Raw genomic sequence first — 14,933 nt, forward strand, 5'->3', positions numbered from 1 at the left:
ATCAGAGTCTTTTAGTTGTTTAACAAAAAAAGGACGCGTACAGGTCAAAAAATATTACAAAGTTCCTGCAGAGGTTCTTGATGATATAGATGAATTAAATAGCTGGGCAAAACGTGCTATTGAAGCTGTATTTAAATAAACGGTCTCCTCTTTCAGAAAAATGCTTTATCTCTTACTTTATCCCGCAATTGTACGTTTTAACTTTGCAAAGGTACTCTCTGCACCTAATTCACCACTTAGCTGTTTTAAATAACTCCGGACCTGTGAACTCATAACAACAGATCCGTCGTTCATAAATCTTTCGTGGTTCTTTTCAATATCCGCAAGGTCATAGCGATAATTGACCATGATACCACTTGCCTGTGAAATCCCCTTTTCAGAAGTATCACCCAACCAGTTAATTTGATTTAACTGAGCGCCATTTTTAAGGTGAAACCGTGCAACGGGATCCAATGCGCGCCCTTTATGATCTTTTTCGTGGAAATAAGCGACACACAAGCGACTAAGAGGGCCGCGCAGAAGCTCGCTTAATTCTTTATTTTCGAACCAGTCCTTGTCTTGAAAACAGAGGAAAACTGCTGTTTTGGCAACATCTGCGCCCGTTTTGGTCTTTAAGCGTTCCATTTCATCAGATGTTACTGCATCTTCATAAAAACTTGCATCCAGATCTGCCAGCCATGATCTGAATCCGGGAACAGGAGACAAAGTCGCATAGGTCTTTATCCAGGGCATTTCATGGGATAGATGCTGGACAACCTGTTTAATCAGGTGCTCACCAAAGGATATACCACGTAATCCGGTTTGCGTGTTGGTTATAGAGTAAAAAATTGCTGTGTCTGCATTTTTGGGGTTTCCAAGGGGAGCTTCGACATCAAGTAGAGCTTGAACATTCTTTGCCACGCCTTTTACCAAAGCAACCTCGACAAAAGCGAGGGGTTCATCCGGCATTCTTGGGTGAAAGAGCGCATAGCAACGCCGGTCAGAATCTAACCGATTGCGTAAATCGTCCCAAGAATCGATTTCATGCACGGCCTCATAAGCAATAAGCTTCTCCAAAAGCGCGGCAGAGGTATTCCAGGTCATTTCAACTAGATCAAGAAACCCGGTATCAAACCATGAATTGAGAAGTTGTTGCAGGTCACGATCAAGGGCGTTCAGATAAGGGTCTTTATCTTTTATCTTTAAAAGATCATCCCGAATATCTACTAAAAACTTAACACCATTTGGCAAAGCATTGAATTGGGTTAGTAATTTCAATCTATCTGGTAAAGATGACTGTCTTAAATGATATGCTGCGACAATACGTTCAGATTCATTTTTTGCCGCTTCGTATTCATTAATGGACTCTTTGATAAGGTCATTATTAGCGCAAAAATCTTCGGCAAGAGTTTTCAGAAAAACACGCTTTCCGTCCGAATCAAGGTCTAGGTATGTCCGACCGAGGTCCGCTGTTCGCATTCTGGCTGATACATCACCACCCGGCCCGTTCAAACATTCATCCATCATCTTTTTAAGGTTTTTTGTACTGACAGATGTATCAGACCTCGAAAGCCCAACACTTCGGGCTGCTGTTTGTGCTATATCCCGCCATGCACCTGATAGCTGAGATAATGTACTTACAGTTTCCAGATTTTCTTTCGCCATTAATTAAGTACCTTTAAAGATCAGAATGCTCTTAATCACACGTGATGCTGATCCTGATTAATTCAAGATCAGCTGTTAACAAGATACTATCTAATCAGTGACGAAATTATGATGCAACTTTTTGGAGGACACCCTTTACCATATTTTCCTGAATAATATCTGGATCATATTTTTTTTCGGTAATTTAATTACCAATATTAAGGTTTAATTTCTTTTGCAGCTCTGTTGTGGGCCCGCCAACTCTGTGCCTCTATAAAGACTTTTCTGACGTCTGCGTGGGTCGTTCTGATCTGTCGTTCCATTTTGGAAATAACACTTTCCAGATCCTGTGATGAAATATTATCCTTAAAATCCAGAGATAGAGTAACCAGAATATCCATTGGGCCATTTTGAAGAGACAGAATTTCATTGGTTCTGAGAACTTCGGAATGCTTGGCAATAATACGACGGATTGATTTCTCAACCTCGGGATCAGCCCCCTCACCGATTAGCAATCCTTTGGTCTCATAAGCCAAAACCCATGCGATTGCTGCGAGCAAAATACCAATAACAACAGATGCAACACCATCAAGTTCTGGAATATCTAGCCACAGACCGAGACTTAATCCGATCAAGGCGATCAAAAGTCCTAACATAGCCGCTGAATCTTCAAGCAGGACCGCAAAAATCGAAGGATCTTTGCTTGCGGCAACAGCTGCAAAGTAATTTCGCCCCTTCACCGATGTTTTGAATTCTTTGAAAGCGATATACCAGGCCGCGCCTTCAAATATCAAGGCAGCACCGAGAACAACGAAGTTGACCATTGGGTTTTGTATTGGCTCTGGCTCCATTATTTTATGAATACCTTCGTATATGGATACGCCAGAACCTATGGCAAAAACCAGTAAAGCCACAACAAAAGCCCAAAAATATAACTCTCGGCCAAGCCATAGGGGTGTCGGTCATCGGGGGAACGTTTCGCACGATGTAATCCGTAAAGTAACAGGCCTTGATTGCCAGTATCAACTGCAGAATGAATTGCTTCACTAAACATGGCAGAACTGCCAGTATAAGCAGCAGCGACCGCTTTGGTTATTGCAATTAGACCATTTCCGGCCATTGCAGCAAAAATGACCACTTTGGAAGAATTTCCGGCCATGTCTGTTCCCCTTAATAATGGTCAAGTTCATGGCCTGTTGTAAGAACCTGCCCAGTGATCTGACTTGGATCGTTTATTGAAATAGAAATCAAATAAGATGCGACATAATAAGCAACATATGAGAAGGTTCAATCATCTTCTGTTATTATCTGGCTTTTACTATCTGGTTTCTGCGATTTCTTTTTTATGCGAATTATGATGCCTGGTCACATTAAACGTAAAATTAAACTTCTTTTTTTCTGTCTTGTTGGCGTGTCCCTTTGTGTATTTCTGTCTGCAACAGGATTGTTTTTCTGGATACGTGGATCTTTGCCACAACTAGCAGGCAACATCCAGATGGAAAGCTTACAGGAAAAGGTCGATGTTATCCGCGATGAAAACGGACTGGTGACGATTAAGGCACAAAATGTGCCAGATGCTTATAAAGCACTTGGTTTTGTTCATGCACAAGACAGACTTTGGCAAATGGATTTTATGCGAAGAGCTGGTTCTGGGCGATTGTCTGAAGTCGTAGGGGAAGCGACACTCGGCATCGACCGCTTCATGCGAACTCTGGGCTTTCGCAATCTGGTCGCAGCAAACTACGAAAAACTACCTTCCCACGTGCAAAATGCCTTCGTTGCCTATAGCACGGGTGTCAATGAGTATATAAATAATCATTCGTCAACACTTTCACCCGAATTTCATCTGTTAAATTATCAACCGGAAGAATGGAAGCCAACAGACTCCCTGTTATGGGGACGTCTTATGGCCTTGCAACTTTCAGATAATTTTAACCGCGAACTCTTGCGTCAAAGACTTTTGAAGCATCTCTCTGCAAAAGAGGTCGATGGTTTTTGGCCCAGAGATAACAACGACCCGGCTATTATCCCTCAATTTGACTTATCAAATAATATTCAAAAAGAAATCTTTGCTGGCACACATCCCCTGCCTTGGCCCTTGGCCCCAAAAGATGCATCGAATGCGTGGGTAGTTTCTGGCGATAAAACAAGTACAGGAAAACCAATTCTGGCTAATGATCCTCATCTTGCTTTGGATGCCCCGGGTCCTTGGTATTTGGTGAGAATTGAAACGCCGGATTACACTTGGGCTGGTGCAACATCCCCTGGAGTGCCCTTTCTAGTGCTGGGGCACAACAGTCATATTGCCTGGGGCTTTACAACAACGCACAGTGACACACAGGATTTGTTTATTGAAAAGCTGAACCCGGATAACCCCAACCAATACCTAACGCCAGAAGGGTATGAAGATTTTGAAGAAGTTACCGAGAAAATCTTCGTCAAGGGTCAAACATCGCAAGAATTTACGGTTCGCAAAACACGTCATGGCCCCATTCTTTCGCCTGTTTTGAACGGCACGGCTAATAAAGAAGATGGGCATCTTTTAGCACTCGCGTGGACTGCGTTACGAGAAGACGATCTCACGGCTCAGGCACTATACGATATTAACTATGCAAAACAGTCAGATGACTTTGCGCGTGCCGTAGAGAACTTTCATTCACCGCAACAGACATTAGTGATGGCAGATCACTTTGGTAATATTCAGTTAATGGCACCGGGACGCGTTCCAATTCGTAATCGAGGGGATGGCCGTTATCTTGTTGCTGGTTGGACGGGTGCGAACGATTGGATTGGTATCGTTCCACATCAGGATTTACCCAAAAAACTAAATCCCGCTGATCAAAAACTGGTTACTGCGAATAATAAACTGGTCAGTGATGATTATCCCTATTTGATCGCCAAGGATTGGCCCAATTCTTATCGCGCCCGTCGAATACATCAACTTCTTGATGAAAATGATAGGTTATCTGTAGAGGATAACCTGACAATTCAAATGGATACCTTATCTATTGCTGCTTTGGAAATTCTAGAAATATTACTCGATACGCCTGTAACTGACCCAAAGAGCGAAGCTATAAAACAAAAGCTTTCTCGGTGGGATGGACGGCTTGACGTAAACTCTACGGAGCCCGCTATTTTTTACCACTGGATTTATTGGTTAAACCGGGCAGCCTTTGGAAATCTTCCCACTGATGCAAATTCTTTCCAAACACCAAACATCCTGAGACTTCAAAGGCGTTTGTCTGAAGATCCAGATTCCTGGTGCCTATATGGCGAAAAACTCGTCAATGAAGAGAACTGTGTCGCCCAGATGACAGAAAGCCTGAGAAGAGTTGCTTCTAATCATCAACAACTGGAACAGGATATTTCTTGGGGAGAGTTACATTCAACAAGTTTCCAACATCAAATTTTTGATAGAATTCCAATTTTAGGTGAGCTATTAAAACTAAAGATCGCGACACCGGGCGGGCATGACACAATAAACCGTGCAAGCCCATCTATGAAACGTGGTGATTTATGGCGTTTTCCGAATGTTCACGGACCTTCTTATCGGGCTGTCTACGATCTAGATAATCTTGATAATTCAAGGTTCTTAATCGCAACAGGGCAATCGGGTAACCCACTATCAAAGTTTTACGGTAACTTTCTATTACGTTGGCGCGATGGAAACTATGTGAAACTGGATGGAACAAGCACAGAAGAGAAAGTTCAGCGATTAACGCTGAATGCTAAAAGTATAAACTAAATATAAAAACATTAGGATCGATAGGGTGACAGTAACAATTGAAGATATTCGCCAAGCGGCGGATGAAATACGTGATGAAGTGGTTAGAACACCTTTTGTCCACGCAAAGCGACTTTCTAAGATACTTGGTTGCGAACTTTACCTTAAATTGGAAAGTCAGCAATTTAGCGGATCGTTTAAAGATCGTGGCGCACTGTATCGAATTAAAAACCTGACGGATGCGCAAAAAGAAAAAGGTGTGATTGCCATGTCGGCAGGAAATCATGCGCAAGGCGTTGCTTTGCATGCCAATCGCATGGGAATACCAGCTACAATTGTTATGCCGGAAACAGCTCCTTTCAGTAAAATAGAGCGTACTCGTGCTTTAGGTGCCAAGGTTATCCTGTCTGGTGAAACTTTGGACGATTCTCGCAAAGTGGTTGATGAAATCGTTGCAAAAGACGGTTTGACCTTTGTTCATCCTTATGATGACGAGCATGTTATTGCTGGTCAGGGAACAATTGGCCTTGAGATGCTGGAGGAGCAACCTGATCTGGACGCCATTATCGTTCCTATTGGCGGAGGCGGTATTTTGTCAGGTATTTCCCTGGCAGCAAATGCAATTAATCCAGACATAAAGCTCTATGGTGTTGAAGCCAACCTCTTCCCCTCTATGTCTCAGGCTATAAAACACCAGCCTGCTACATCTGGTGGATCAACAATGGCTGATGGTATTGCAGTAAAAGAACCTGGTATCATTACCCGCGAAATCATTGATCAACTTGTTGAAGAAATCTTTCTTGTAGATGAAAGCCAAATTGAAACAGCTATTCTTACGCTTGTTGAAGAACAGAAAGTTGTCTCTGAAGGAGCTGGCGCTACAGGTGTTGCCGCAATCTTGAATAATCCTGAAAAGTTTAGGGGCAAAAAAATTGCGACTGTTATCTGTGGTGGCAATATTGATGCCCGTATGTTGTCTGGCTTGTTGATGCGTGGCCTTATGCGGGATGGTCGTCTGGTTCGTATCAGGACCGAAATGGTTGATCAACCCGGTCTCCTCGCCAAAATCTCAAGCGAAATCGGCAAAGCACGCGGAAATATTATCGACGTAATGCATCAAAGGCATTTTTATGATGTGCCGGCAAAAATGGTCGAAATTGATTTTATCATCGAGACCCGCGATAGTGAACATGTTGACGAGATTGTTGAACGTTTGCAGGAAATGAGAATTTCAACCAGAATATTATCTTCCAGATCAACAGATTAAGTGATGTTTTTCATCTAAATAGAAAGGGGCTTCTTGCCCCTTTTTTATCAGCCTCTTGTCAGTTACCACACGATATTCTTTCATTTTTTGAAAGGTATTCGTTATGAAAACTCACATCAGCAAAGCGATCATATTCTCATTATTTTTAACTGTACCTCTTTTCAGTTGGCCAGTTATTGCTTCCGAACCGGGTTTCAAAGAAGTCCCCTGTTCAATGTTTGATGATGAAGATGATCTGATGACTTTTGCCTTTTGGTTGGATGGCTATATTACAGGAACACAGAAAAAATCAATTTTTAACCAGAAAGCAATTGAGCCACTCCTGGAAGCAACCGTAACGTCTTGTCAAAGCAATCCGGAAAAGGCAGTGTTTCAAGTCGTTAGCGATTTAAAATCATCATAAGTGAATGAAGCACCTCTCATGTCTGATAGCCTCAAGAGATCTGTAAAACGCCCCAATAGACTGTCTTTTGCAACCCGTACAATTCATGCTGGCCAAGAGCCTGATCCGAGTACAGGGGCTATCATGCAACCAATTTATGCTACATCAACTTATGTGCAGGATGGTTTGGGTGCTAATAAGGGCTACATGTATAGCCGTACGGAAAATCCGACACGTCAGGCCTATGAACGCTGTATTGCTGATCTGGAAAGTGGTCAACTGGGTCTTGCTTTTGCATCTGGCTTGGCTGCCATAAGTACAGCACTGGATTTATTAGATAGTGGCTCTCATGTTATTGCCATGCATGATCTCTACGGGGGAACACATCGCTTGTTTCGCGATGTGCGCCCTCGTTCAGCGGGATTGGATATTGATTTTGTTGATTTAACCTCAACTGATGCTTTAAAAGCGGCCTTGAAACCAGAAACAAAAATGATCTGGATTGAGACGCCGACCAACCCTCTTCTTCAACTTGTTGATCTTCAAGATATTGCGTCTATAGCAAGACAACACGGAATTATAACCGTTTGCGATAATACCTTTTGCTCCCCTTGGGTACAGCGACCATTAGAGTTGGGTATCGATATGGTCATGCATTCTGCAACCAAATACCTTAACGGTCACTCTGATATGATTGGGGGTATCCTTGTTGTGGGGGAAAATCCAGGACTTTGTGAAAAGATAAAGTATTTGCAAAACGCCTTGGGGGCTATTCAGGGGCCTTTTGATTCTTTCCTCGCGCTAAGAGGTTTAAAGACCTTGGCACTAAGGATGGAACGTCATTGTAGTAATGCGCAAGAAATTGCGAGTTTCCTGGAAAAACAGGATCAAATCGAGAAGGTGTGGTATCCGGGATTATCAAGTCATCCCCAACATAAACTTTGCAAGCAGCAAATGAAATCTGGTGGGGGCATTGTAACTTTCACGCTCAAAGGTGGACTGGAAGCGAGTAAACGTTTTCTGGAACGCGTTGAACTCTTTGCGCTCGCCGTTAGCTTAGGTGGCGTCGAAAGCTTGGTTGAACACCCTGCCACTATGACCCACGCGGCAGTTTCCCCTGATCACAGACAGGCAATTGGCATCACCGATAATTTGATCCGATTATCTGTAGGTGTTGAGGATGTTGATGATTTGAAAAACGATTTAAGTTACGCACTTAACTGATTTAAATCAAAATCTTATGAAGTGATTTTTATACCTTTATTCAATATGGACGCCGCGGTATTTTCCACGAAAATACAATAAAGGATCGCCCTCGTTTTGGATTAGTGTCTCTTCGACTTTACCAACAATAATAATGTGATCTCCGGCATCGTATTGTGCATGCATAGTACAATCCAGATTAGCCAGACAACCTTCCAAAACTGGTACGCCAGTTTGAAGAAAGCGTGTTTTTACGCCTTCCCAACGTTCTTCCGAAAAAGCAAAGCGATCCGAGAGATCTTTTTGTTTGTCAGTTAAGATATTAACGGCAAATGCTTCGGCTTCATTAAAAGCTGGCAGGCAGTTTGATCGCTTATCAATACAAAACAAAACCAAAGGGGGCTCTAAAGAAACAGAAGAAAATGAGTTGGCTGTCAATCCATGGGGCGTACCTGATTTATCTCTGGTTGTGACAACAGTCACACCTGTAGCAAAATTCCCCAAAACTTTGCGAAACTCATTAGAATTAAAAGCCATTACCCAGTACTCAATTCATAAATTAGTCTGTATTCATTACCTCAATAGGCGCAACGGCACCCTACAAACAAAATAACACTGAAAACAACTGAATTTTTGTGCAGTACCAAATATTTCCCACAAAAATGCTAAAGTATTCTGGAAACGACCTCATTTTCTGTGGCAACTTTTCAATTTTCGCCAAAATTCTTTCCTTTTAGCATCCTGCTTGTAACTCATTACAAAAGACGATAAGGGAACGGCCTTAGGTGTTTAGAAGTATCGTGAGTTCAAAGGCCATGTCTCGTATTCAAGCCAATCTGGTATTACTAGTCGCTGCGGCAATTTGGGGATCAACATTTGTTGTCCAACATGTGTCGATGGATATTATTGGGCCAATGAGCTTTACCTCGACACGATTTTTTCTGGGATTTCTGGTTGTTTTACCGCTTGCTATACGAGAATGGCAAAAAAAGAAAATGACACTTAAAGAAAAAACTCATGAGGTTATTGCAAAAAAAGACCTCGGTTTGATGATTGTTATCGGTGTGATTCTCTTCACAGCAACCATCATTCAACAGTACGGTATTATCCATACAAGTGTTACCAACGCCGGTTTCTTGACGGCTCTTTATGTCCCAATGGTTCCTTTATTGGGGCTTATCATTTTTCGTAAAAAACCCCATTGGATTACATGGATTGCAATAGCTTGTTCTTTTTCGGGTACAACACTGATAAGCGGCGTTGATTCAAGCTTGCAACTGGGGTATGGCGATGCGCTTATTCTTACTTCAACCATTTTTTGGGGACTACATGTTCTCTTGGTTGGTTTGGTTGCTGCGCGTACATCAATGCCGTTAACCCTTGCCGCAATCCAGTTTGCCATTTCAGCCATCATTGCGGCCGCTTTTGCTGTTGCAATGGAAACATTAACGTTAGAGATACTTAAGGCGGCTTTTTGGTTTATTGCCTATGCAGGTGTTTTATCTGTGGGAATAGCTTTTACGCTTCAGGTCGTTGGCCAAGCACACACACAACCAGCCGATGCAGCTTTGATTTTAAGTATGGAGACGGTTTTTGCAGCCGTTGCCGGGGCCGTTATACTTGGTGAAAGACTTGAAATGACGAGTATGATTGGCTGTGCGCTTATCCTCAGTGCTATTTTAATGGTCGAAGTTTTGCCAATTCTTATTCGAAAACGCAGACGGTTTAGTTAAAACCACAATATTCATATTAAATTTGAAGATTATTTAACTAGTTTTTACAGATAATTACGACTTGTTAACCTTATTCCGTGATGATGCGAAATATAGAATTTAAAACAGGAATCGAACTTCTGTCATGACAGTTATTGTTGGTCTCATAATCGTCGCAGCTTGTGTGGTCGGTGGTTATATGGGCGCCGGGGGGCATATGGGTGTTCTCTGGCAGCCGTTTGAATTTGTTATCATTCTCGGTGCGGGTGTTGGTGCTACAATCTGTGCCAATTCCAAGGCTACTCTTAAGGGAATAGGTTCAGCTTTTGGCCGTATGATCAAGGGGCCTGCATACAAAAAAGAAGATTTTCTTGAACTTTTATGCCTTCAGTATCAAATTTTCAAACTAGCAAAGACCAAAGGAATGTTGGCTCTGGAACAGCATGTAGAGAATCCTGATGAGTCTGCTTTGTTCTCTCAATTCCCTAAATTTCATGGTGACCATCATGCGGTCTCTTTTGTTTGTGACTACCTCAGATTAATGAGTTTGGGTGCTGATAACCCTCATGAAGTTGAAGGTTTGATGGATCAGGAACTCGAAGTTCACCATCTGGAAGACGCGAACGTTGGTGGCGCTTTGGCCGGGTTGGGGGATGGTTTGCCGGCTCTGGGTATTGTGGCTGCTGTTCTTGGGGTTATTCACACAATGGGGTCAATTAGTGAACCACCAGAAGTCTTGGGTAAGTTGATTGGTGCTGCGCTTGTCGGAACTTTCTCGGGAATTCTCGCGGCTTATGGTTTTGTATCTCCTATGGCTTCTGCCTTTGATAAGGTCGCGGAAGAAGATTCCAGATACTATGAGTGCCTAAAAGCTGGATTGCTTGCTCATATGGCAGGAAACGCACCAACCGTTTCTGTGGAATATGCTCGAAAAACACTTATGTCTCATGTTAGGCCCAGCTTCTACGAAGTTGAAGAAGCTGCGAATGAACTTCCTGCTCCGGGCTAAGTTTTATGCTTCGTGTTCATAATTTCACCTAAATATTCATGTATCTGTTTTAAATCTAGTTAACCTGGAAAAGAAGAATGGCTGAAGAAGCTCAAGGCGAAGTCATAATAAAGAAGGTCAAGAAAGGCGGCCACGGCGGACATCACGGTGGTGCCTGGAAAGTTGCCTATGCTGACTTTGTGACTGCGATGATGGCCTTTTTTCTTCTTCTATGGTTATTAAATGCAACAACTGAAGAGCAAAAACTGGGTATTGCTGATTATTTTGCCCCCTCCTCTAACATTTCGAAAGCAACAAGTGGCTCTGATGGATTATTAGGCGGCCGATCAATTTCAGCTGATGGGGCTTTGGTTTCTCAGTTCTCGAGTATTGGTGTACAGATGCAGTTGCCACCAGAAGAAGAGAGTGACGAAGTTGACCCCAATGCTGAAAAAGATCCATTAAAGGGTGAAGGTAAAGCAGACGAAGAACAGCTGGAAGAATTCAGGCGCGAACAAGAACAAAAACAGTTTGAAGAAACAGCTGTCGCTTTAAAAACAGCAATTGCCGATAATCCAGATCTTGCCGGATTAGAGGAAAACTTGCTTATTGACAGAACTCCGGACGGCCTCAGAATACAACTTGTTGATCAGAATGGTACATCCATGTTCCCAAGCGGCGCCTCAAACATGCTTGATCATACAGAAAAGCTTTTGGGACTGGTTGCAGATGCGATCAAGGATATTGACCAACAGATTGCAATTAAAGGGCACACGGATGCAACGCCTTATAAAACTGCAAATGGTTATACAAACTGGGAACTTTCTTCTGAAAGGGCAAATGCCAGCAGACGTGCCCTTATAAACGCAGGACTAGCAACGGATCGAGTTGCGTCTGTTGAAGGATTGGCTGCGACCGAACCTTTTGATAAAGAAAATCCTACAGCAGAGATAAACAGACGAATTTCCATTATTCTTTTGAAGGATAATGATGAAGTCTTGAAGGAAAAGATGGATCAGGGAAAGTCTATTGATGTTAACAGCATCACGTCAGATCCTACATAGTAAGGTGTGTTTCTAAGGTTTTACAAAGGTAATCCTGTTGAGAAATCTTGAATTATGCCTTTATCCTTCTTATCTTTATGATATGACTGATACACAAGCTGTTGGCTTTAACAGAGTAGCACAAAAGTTAAGATTTGGCATTCGCCCTTCTGATACAAGAGGCGTTCCTTTTGATAGAAGCTTGGCCTATATCATTGATTTTATTATCTTGGCTGTTTTAGGCCTTATTGCAGGTTTTATCGCATTTGTCCTGACAATTCTTTCGTTTGGAATTCTTTCTCCTTTATTGGCTTTGCTATCATTTTTACCCCTTCTCTATCACAGTTATTTCCTATCTCAGCAAGGGGCCACACCGGGCATGAATGCCATGGGAATCAAGATGGTAACCATGGATGGAAAGCCCGTCACGCTGGTTCATGCTTTGTTGACCACAGTTATTTTTTATCTGACAGTGCCAGCAACAAGCTTTCTTATTTTGCTTGTTGTATTTTTCAACGATGAAAAAAGAACGCTGCACGATCTTTTGACGAATACAATTGTTGTGAACGACGAAATTCCAGAAGCAACAATTGATGAGATACTAAGATGATTTGGATTTGTTTATCATCTATCATCGACAAAGCCCATCTGGTTCCTGTTTCTCCATAATTTAGCCTTATTAGTGCTTAATAAATCTGTCACTTTTTCATCTGGTCTTATTGAGTTTTTCTCGGTAATAAAGGTGTAGAATTTGTATTAGATTATCTATTGAGAAAAACAAAAATGCAGCGTGAACTTCTTGGAACAGAGTGGCAGGTAAAAAAACTTACGTTTTTAACTGCTCTAGCTGTTCTCATCGGACTTTCGTATATCTGGACATCAACAAGTGAGCTTTGGCATGCTGTAAGTGTTGATTTTTTCTGGGCTGTTAATAGTACCTTGACCTGGGGAGAGCCCTGGCAGATCTTTTGGGCAGCGACGAATACCCCGGTATTTGACAAGTTGAACGGGCTTATTATGGCCATCCCCTGCCTTTGGTATGTTATTGGTGATCGCAGCAGACCGCTTAGCCTGCGCTTAAGCCACATGTTGGTGATGGGCATTGGCATTATTGTCGGTGTTTATTTTGCCAAACATGCCTTTAGATCCTACGAATCTCTCAGCCCTTCTCTGATTTACAGTGATACATTCAATAACCTGAATGAACTGGTTCCCTGGCTCAAAGCTAAAGTTAGTGCGGATGACAGTTTCCCCGGGAATCATGCTGTTGTCGCCGGAATTTATGGTTTCTTTTTCTATTTTGCCATCGGCCGTAAATACTTCTGGCTTGCTTTGCCTATTGCTATTCTTGGGGGAACAGCACGTGCTGTTGCCGGGGCGCACTGGTTGTCAGATCTGGTTGTCGGCGGTGCGATACATATTCTTCCCATTATGGCTTTGACCTTCACAATTCCGGCAATTCGTTGGGCGGAAAGTTTTTTGAATACATTGGCAGATGTTCTGGTTTTGAATCTACCAGATGCATTAACTCTTCCCTTTGTAAAGCTGGCTAAAAAACTCACTTAAGATAAAACTGGCGCAGGTTTTTGAAATGTTAAATAACAGGGCCGTTGACCATATGCAGCGGCCCTGTTTATTCTTTGTCAATCACAGTCAATAATTATAATATTTGCTATATGGTGTTCACAAAACCACAACTGTTTTTCACAACTCCCCCAGCACCTTGTCCCTATAAAGAAGGCGAAGAAGAACGCAAGTTGGTTACCGAGTTTTCAGTTGATGAAGCCATTCAACAGTATAACTTACTTATAAAGGCTGGCTTCAGACGTAGTCATAACTATCTCTACCGCCCCCTTTATAATAATCCTGACTATTGTCTGTCTGTACGCGTTCGCGTTGACGATTTCAGGATGAAAAAATCTCAACGGCGAATTTGGAATAAAAATCAGGCATTACAAGCCAAAGCCTATAAATCGGTGGCAACAGAAGAACAGTTTGGTCTTTTCCGCTCTTACGTACAGCAACGTCACGGGGATGGTGATATGAGCGACATGTCCTGGAATGATTATAAAGACATGGTTGAAACCAGCCCTATTGATACAGAGATCATAGAATTCAGAGCGACAGATAACAGTCTTGTTTCAGCTTGTCTCGTTGACTGGGTCAATGACGGTGTTTCAGCGGTTTATAGTTTCTTTGACATTCATCAATCAGATAAAGGTCTTGGTAGCTATATGATTCTATGGCTTTTGGATGAAGCTAAACGAAGAAAACTGCATTATCTCTATTTGGGGTATTGGATTAAAGAATCGCAGAAAATGTCATATAAATCCAAGTTTACCCCACTCGAATCATTTCAAGGTGGAGTTTGGATAGAAGGATCACTTTCTCCTGATTTTTAATCGTGTTCAGGGCTCGATAAATATTTCAATTTCTGACCATTTATTAGCTCTAAAGTTAATCTCAGACTAATTCCAAACGAGAGCAGGAATAGATCCTCTGGGGTTAATATGATGACAAATACCAGGTATCTGTTTGTTATATATAGGTTATGCATAAATTTCAGTACCATTATGCAATAATACTATCTGTTAAAATGTCGGGATTTATTGCACTCGCGAACTAACTTGCTTATTCTGTGCCTCACTTCTTTGTTACTAATCCATAATATTCCTAAATTGGAAATATCTCAGCAGGGAGACAATTTTAATGAATCGTAGAAAGTTTCTAACGGGTGCAGCTACGGGTGTAGCAGCAGGTGCTGCAGCGGCCACACTGAGCGCACCAGCGATTGCACAGGGCAAACGCGACCTGAAAATGGTAACCACCTGGCCAAAGAACTTCCCCGGTCTGGGAACCGGTGCCCAGCGTGTTGCCGATCGTATCACGGCTGCTTCCGGCGGCAAGTTGAACGTAAAACTATATGCTGCGGGTGAGCTGGTGCCACCTTTTGAATCCTTTGATGCCGTTTCCAACGGTACAGCGGATATG

Annotated in this window: 13 protein-coding genes and 2 pseudogenes; 12 read left to right on the top strand and 3 right to left on the bottom strand. The window is 42.4% G+C overall.

Features of this window, described 5'->3' with window-relative positions:
* Positions 1-34: 34 nt before the first annotated feature.
* Positions 35-139, top strand: a pseudogene (locus D9A03_RS20265) (hypothetical protein); the annotation flags it as partial.
* Between the two features lie 38 nt (positions 140-177).
* Here D9A03_RS20265 and D9A03_RS08365 read toward each other — a convergent pair.
* Entirely contained in the window at positions 178-1,644 is a 1,467-nt protein-coding gene (locus D9A03_RS08365; protein ID WP_120496735.1) for a malonyl-CoA decarboxylase, read from the bottom strand.
* Between the two features lie 197 nt (positions 1,645-1,841).
* Positions 1,842-2,782, bottom strand: a pseudogene (locus tag D9A03_RS08370) (cation diffusion facilitator family transporter).
* 309 nt (positions 2,783-3,091) lie between these two features.
* Between D9A03_RS08370 and D9A03_RS08375 the strand changes: the two are divergent.
* From D9A03_RS08375 to D9A03_RS08390, 4 genes are all read left to right on the top strand, one after another.
* Entirely contained in the window at positions 3,092-5,368 is a 2,277-nt protein-coding gene (locus tag D9A03_RS08375; RefSeq protein WP_216825416.1) for a penicillin acylase family protein, read from the top strand.
* Positions 5,369-5,393: 25 nt separating this feature from the next.
* Positions 5,394-6,614: a threonine ammonia-lyase gene (locus D9A03_RS08380; RefSeq protein WP_120496737.1), complete on the top strand. Its 1,221-nt coding sequence runs from the start codon at positions 5,394-5,396 to the stop codon at positions 6,612-6,614.
* 103 nt (positions 6,615-6,717) lie between these two features.
* Complete coding sequence (locus D9A03_RS08385) at positions 6,718-7,017, top strand: HdeA/HdeB family chaperone (protein WP_120496738.1); 300 nt, start codon at positions 6,718-6,720, stop codon at positions 7,015-7,017.
* A gap of 18 nt (positions 7,018-7,035) precedes the next feature.
* Positions 7,036-8,220 (top strand): PLP-dependent aspartate aminotransferase family protein, encoded by a 1,185-nt coding sequence (locus D9A03_RS08390; RefSeq protein ID WP_120496739.1) that lies wholly within the window; start codon positions 7,036-7,038, stop codon positions 8,218-8,220.
* A 36-nt stretch (positions 8,221-8,256) separates the two neighbouring features.
* Here D9A03_RS08390 and D9A03_RS08395 read toward each other — a convergent pair whose 3' ends face one another.
* Positions 8,257-8,736, bottom strand: coding sequence for a flavin reductase family protein (locus D9A03_RS08395; protein ID WP_120496740.1), 480 nt, complete (start codon positions 8,734-8,736; stop codon positions 8,257-8,259).
* Positions 8,737-8,984: 248 nt separating this feature from the next.
* Between D9A03_RS08395 and D9A03_RS08400 the strand changes: the two genes are divergently transcribed.
* From D9A03_RS08400 to D9A03_RS08430, 7 genes are all read left to right on the top strand, one after another.
* On the top strand, positions 8,985-9,932 hold the full coding sequence (locus tag D9A03_RS08400) for a DMT family transporter (protein ID WP_216825417.1): 948 nt from the start codon (positions 8,985-8,987) through the stop codon (positions 9,930-9,932).
* A 124-nt stretch (positions 9,933-10,056) separates the two neighbouring features.
* Entirely contained in the window at positions 10,057-10,920 is an 864-nt protein-coding gene (gene motA, locus D9A03_RS08405; protein ID WP_120496742.1) for a flagellar motor stator protein MotA, read from the top strand.
* A gap of 77 nt (positions 10,921-10,997) precedes the next feature.
* Complete coding sequence (gene motB, locus D9A03_RS08410) at positions 10,998-11,963, top strand: flagellar motor protein MotB (protein WP_120496743.1); 966 nt, start codon at positions 10,998-11,000, stop codon at positions 11,961-11,963.
* 37 nt (positions 11,964-12,000) lie between these two features.
* Positions 12,001-12,552, top strand: a complete 552-nt coding sequence (locus tag D9A03_RS08415) for an RDD family protein (protein WP_120496744.1) — start codon at positions 12,001-12,003, stop codon at positions 12,550-12,552.
* A gap of 173 nt (positions 12,553-12,725) precedes the next feature.
* Positions 12,726-13,508 (top strand): phosphatase PAP2 family protein, encoded by a 783-nt coding sequence (locus D9A03_RS08420; protein ID WP_120496745.1) that lies wholly within the window; start codon positions 12,726-12,728, stop codon positions 13,506-13,508.
* A 110-nt stretch (positions 13,509-13,618) separates the two neighbouring features.
* The gene (locus tag D9A03_RS08425) at positions 13,619-14,344 is read left to right on the top strand and encodes an arginyltransferase (RefSeq protein WP_120496774.1); all 726 of its coding nucleotides are present in this window, start codon (positions 13,619-13,621) and stop codon (positions 14,342-14,344) included.
* 307 nt (positions 14,345-14,651) lie between these two features.
* Positions 14,652-14,933 (top strand): twin-arginine translocation signal domain-containing protein (locus D9A03_RS08430; protein ID WP_120496746.1); only part of this gene is annotated, 282 nt, incomplete at its 3' end.

This window comes from Kiloniella sp. EL199, from assembly GCF_900313065.1.
Lineage (GTDB): Bacteria > Pseudomonadota > Alphaproteobacteria > Kiloniellales > Kiloniellaceae > Kiloniella.

Excerpts from the sequence above, each read along its gene's own strand:
- D9A03_RS08420 (WP_120496745.1), top strand. The coding sequence starts at position 12,726 with ATGCAGCGTGAACTTCTTGGAACAGAGTGGCAGGTAAAAAAACTTACG.
- D9A03_RS08365 (WP_120496735.1), bottom strand. The coding sequence starts at position 1,644 with ATGGCGAAAGAAAATCTGGAAACTGTAAGTACATTATCTCAGCTATCA.
- D9A03_RS08385 (WP_120496738.1), top strand. The coding sequence starts at position 6,718 with ATGAAAACTCACATCAGCAAAGCGATCATATTCTCATTATTTTTAACT.
- D9A03_RS08425 (WP_120496774.1), top strand. The coding sequence starts at position 13,619 with ATGGTGTTCACAAAACCACAACTGTTTTTCACAACTCCCCCAGCACCT.
- D9A03_RS08390 (WP_120496739.1), top strand. The coding sequence starts at position 7,036 with ATGTCTGATAGCCTCAAGAGATCTGTAAAACGCCCCAATAGACTGTCT.
- motB (WP_120496743.1), top strand. The coding sequence starts at position 10,998 with ATGGCTGAAGAAGCTCAAGGCGAAGTCATAATAAAGAAGGTCAAGAAA.
- motA (WP_120496742.1), top strand. The coding sequence starts at position 10,057 with ATGACAGTTATTGTTGGTCTCATAATCGTCGCAGCTTGTGTGGTCGGT.
- D9A03_RS08395 (WP_120496740.1), bottom strand. The coding sequence starts at position 8,736 with ATGGCTTTTAATTCTAATGAGTTTCGCAAAGTTTTGGGGAATTTTGCT.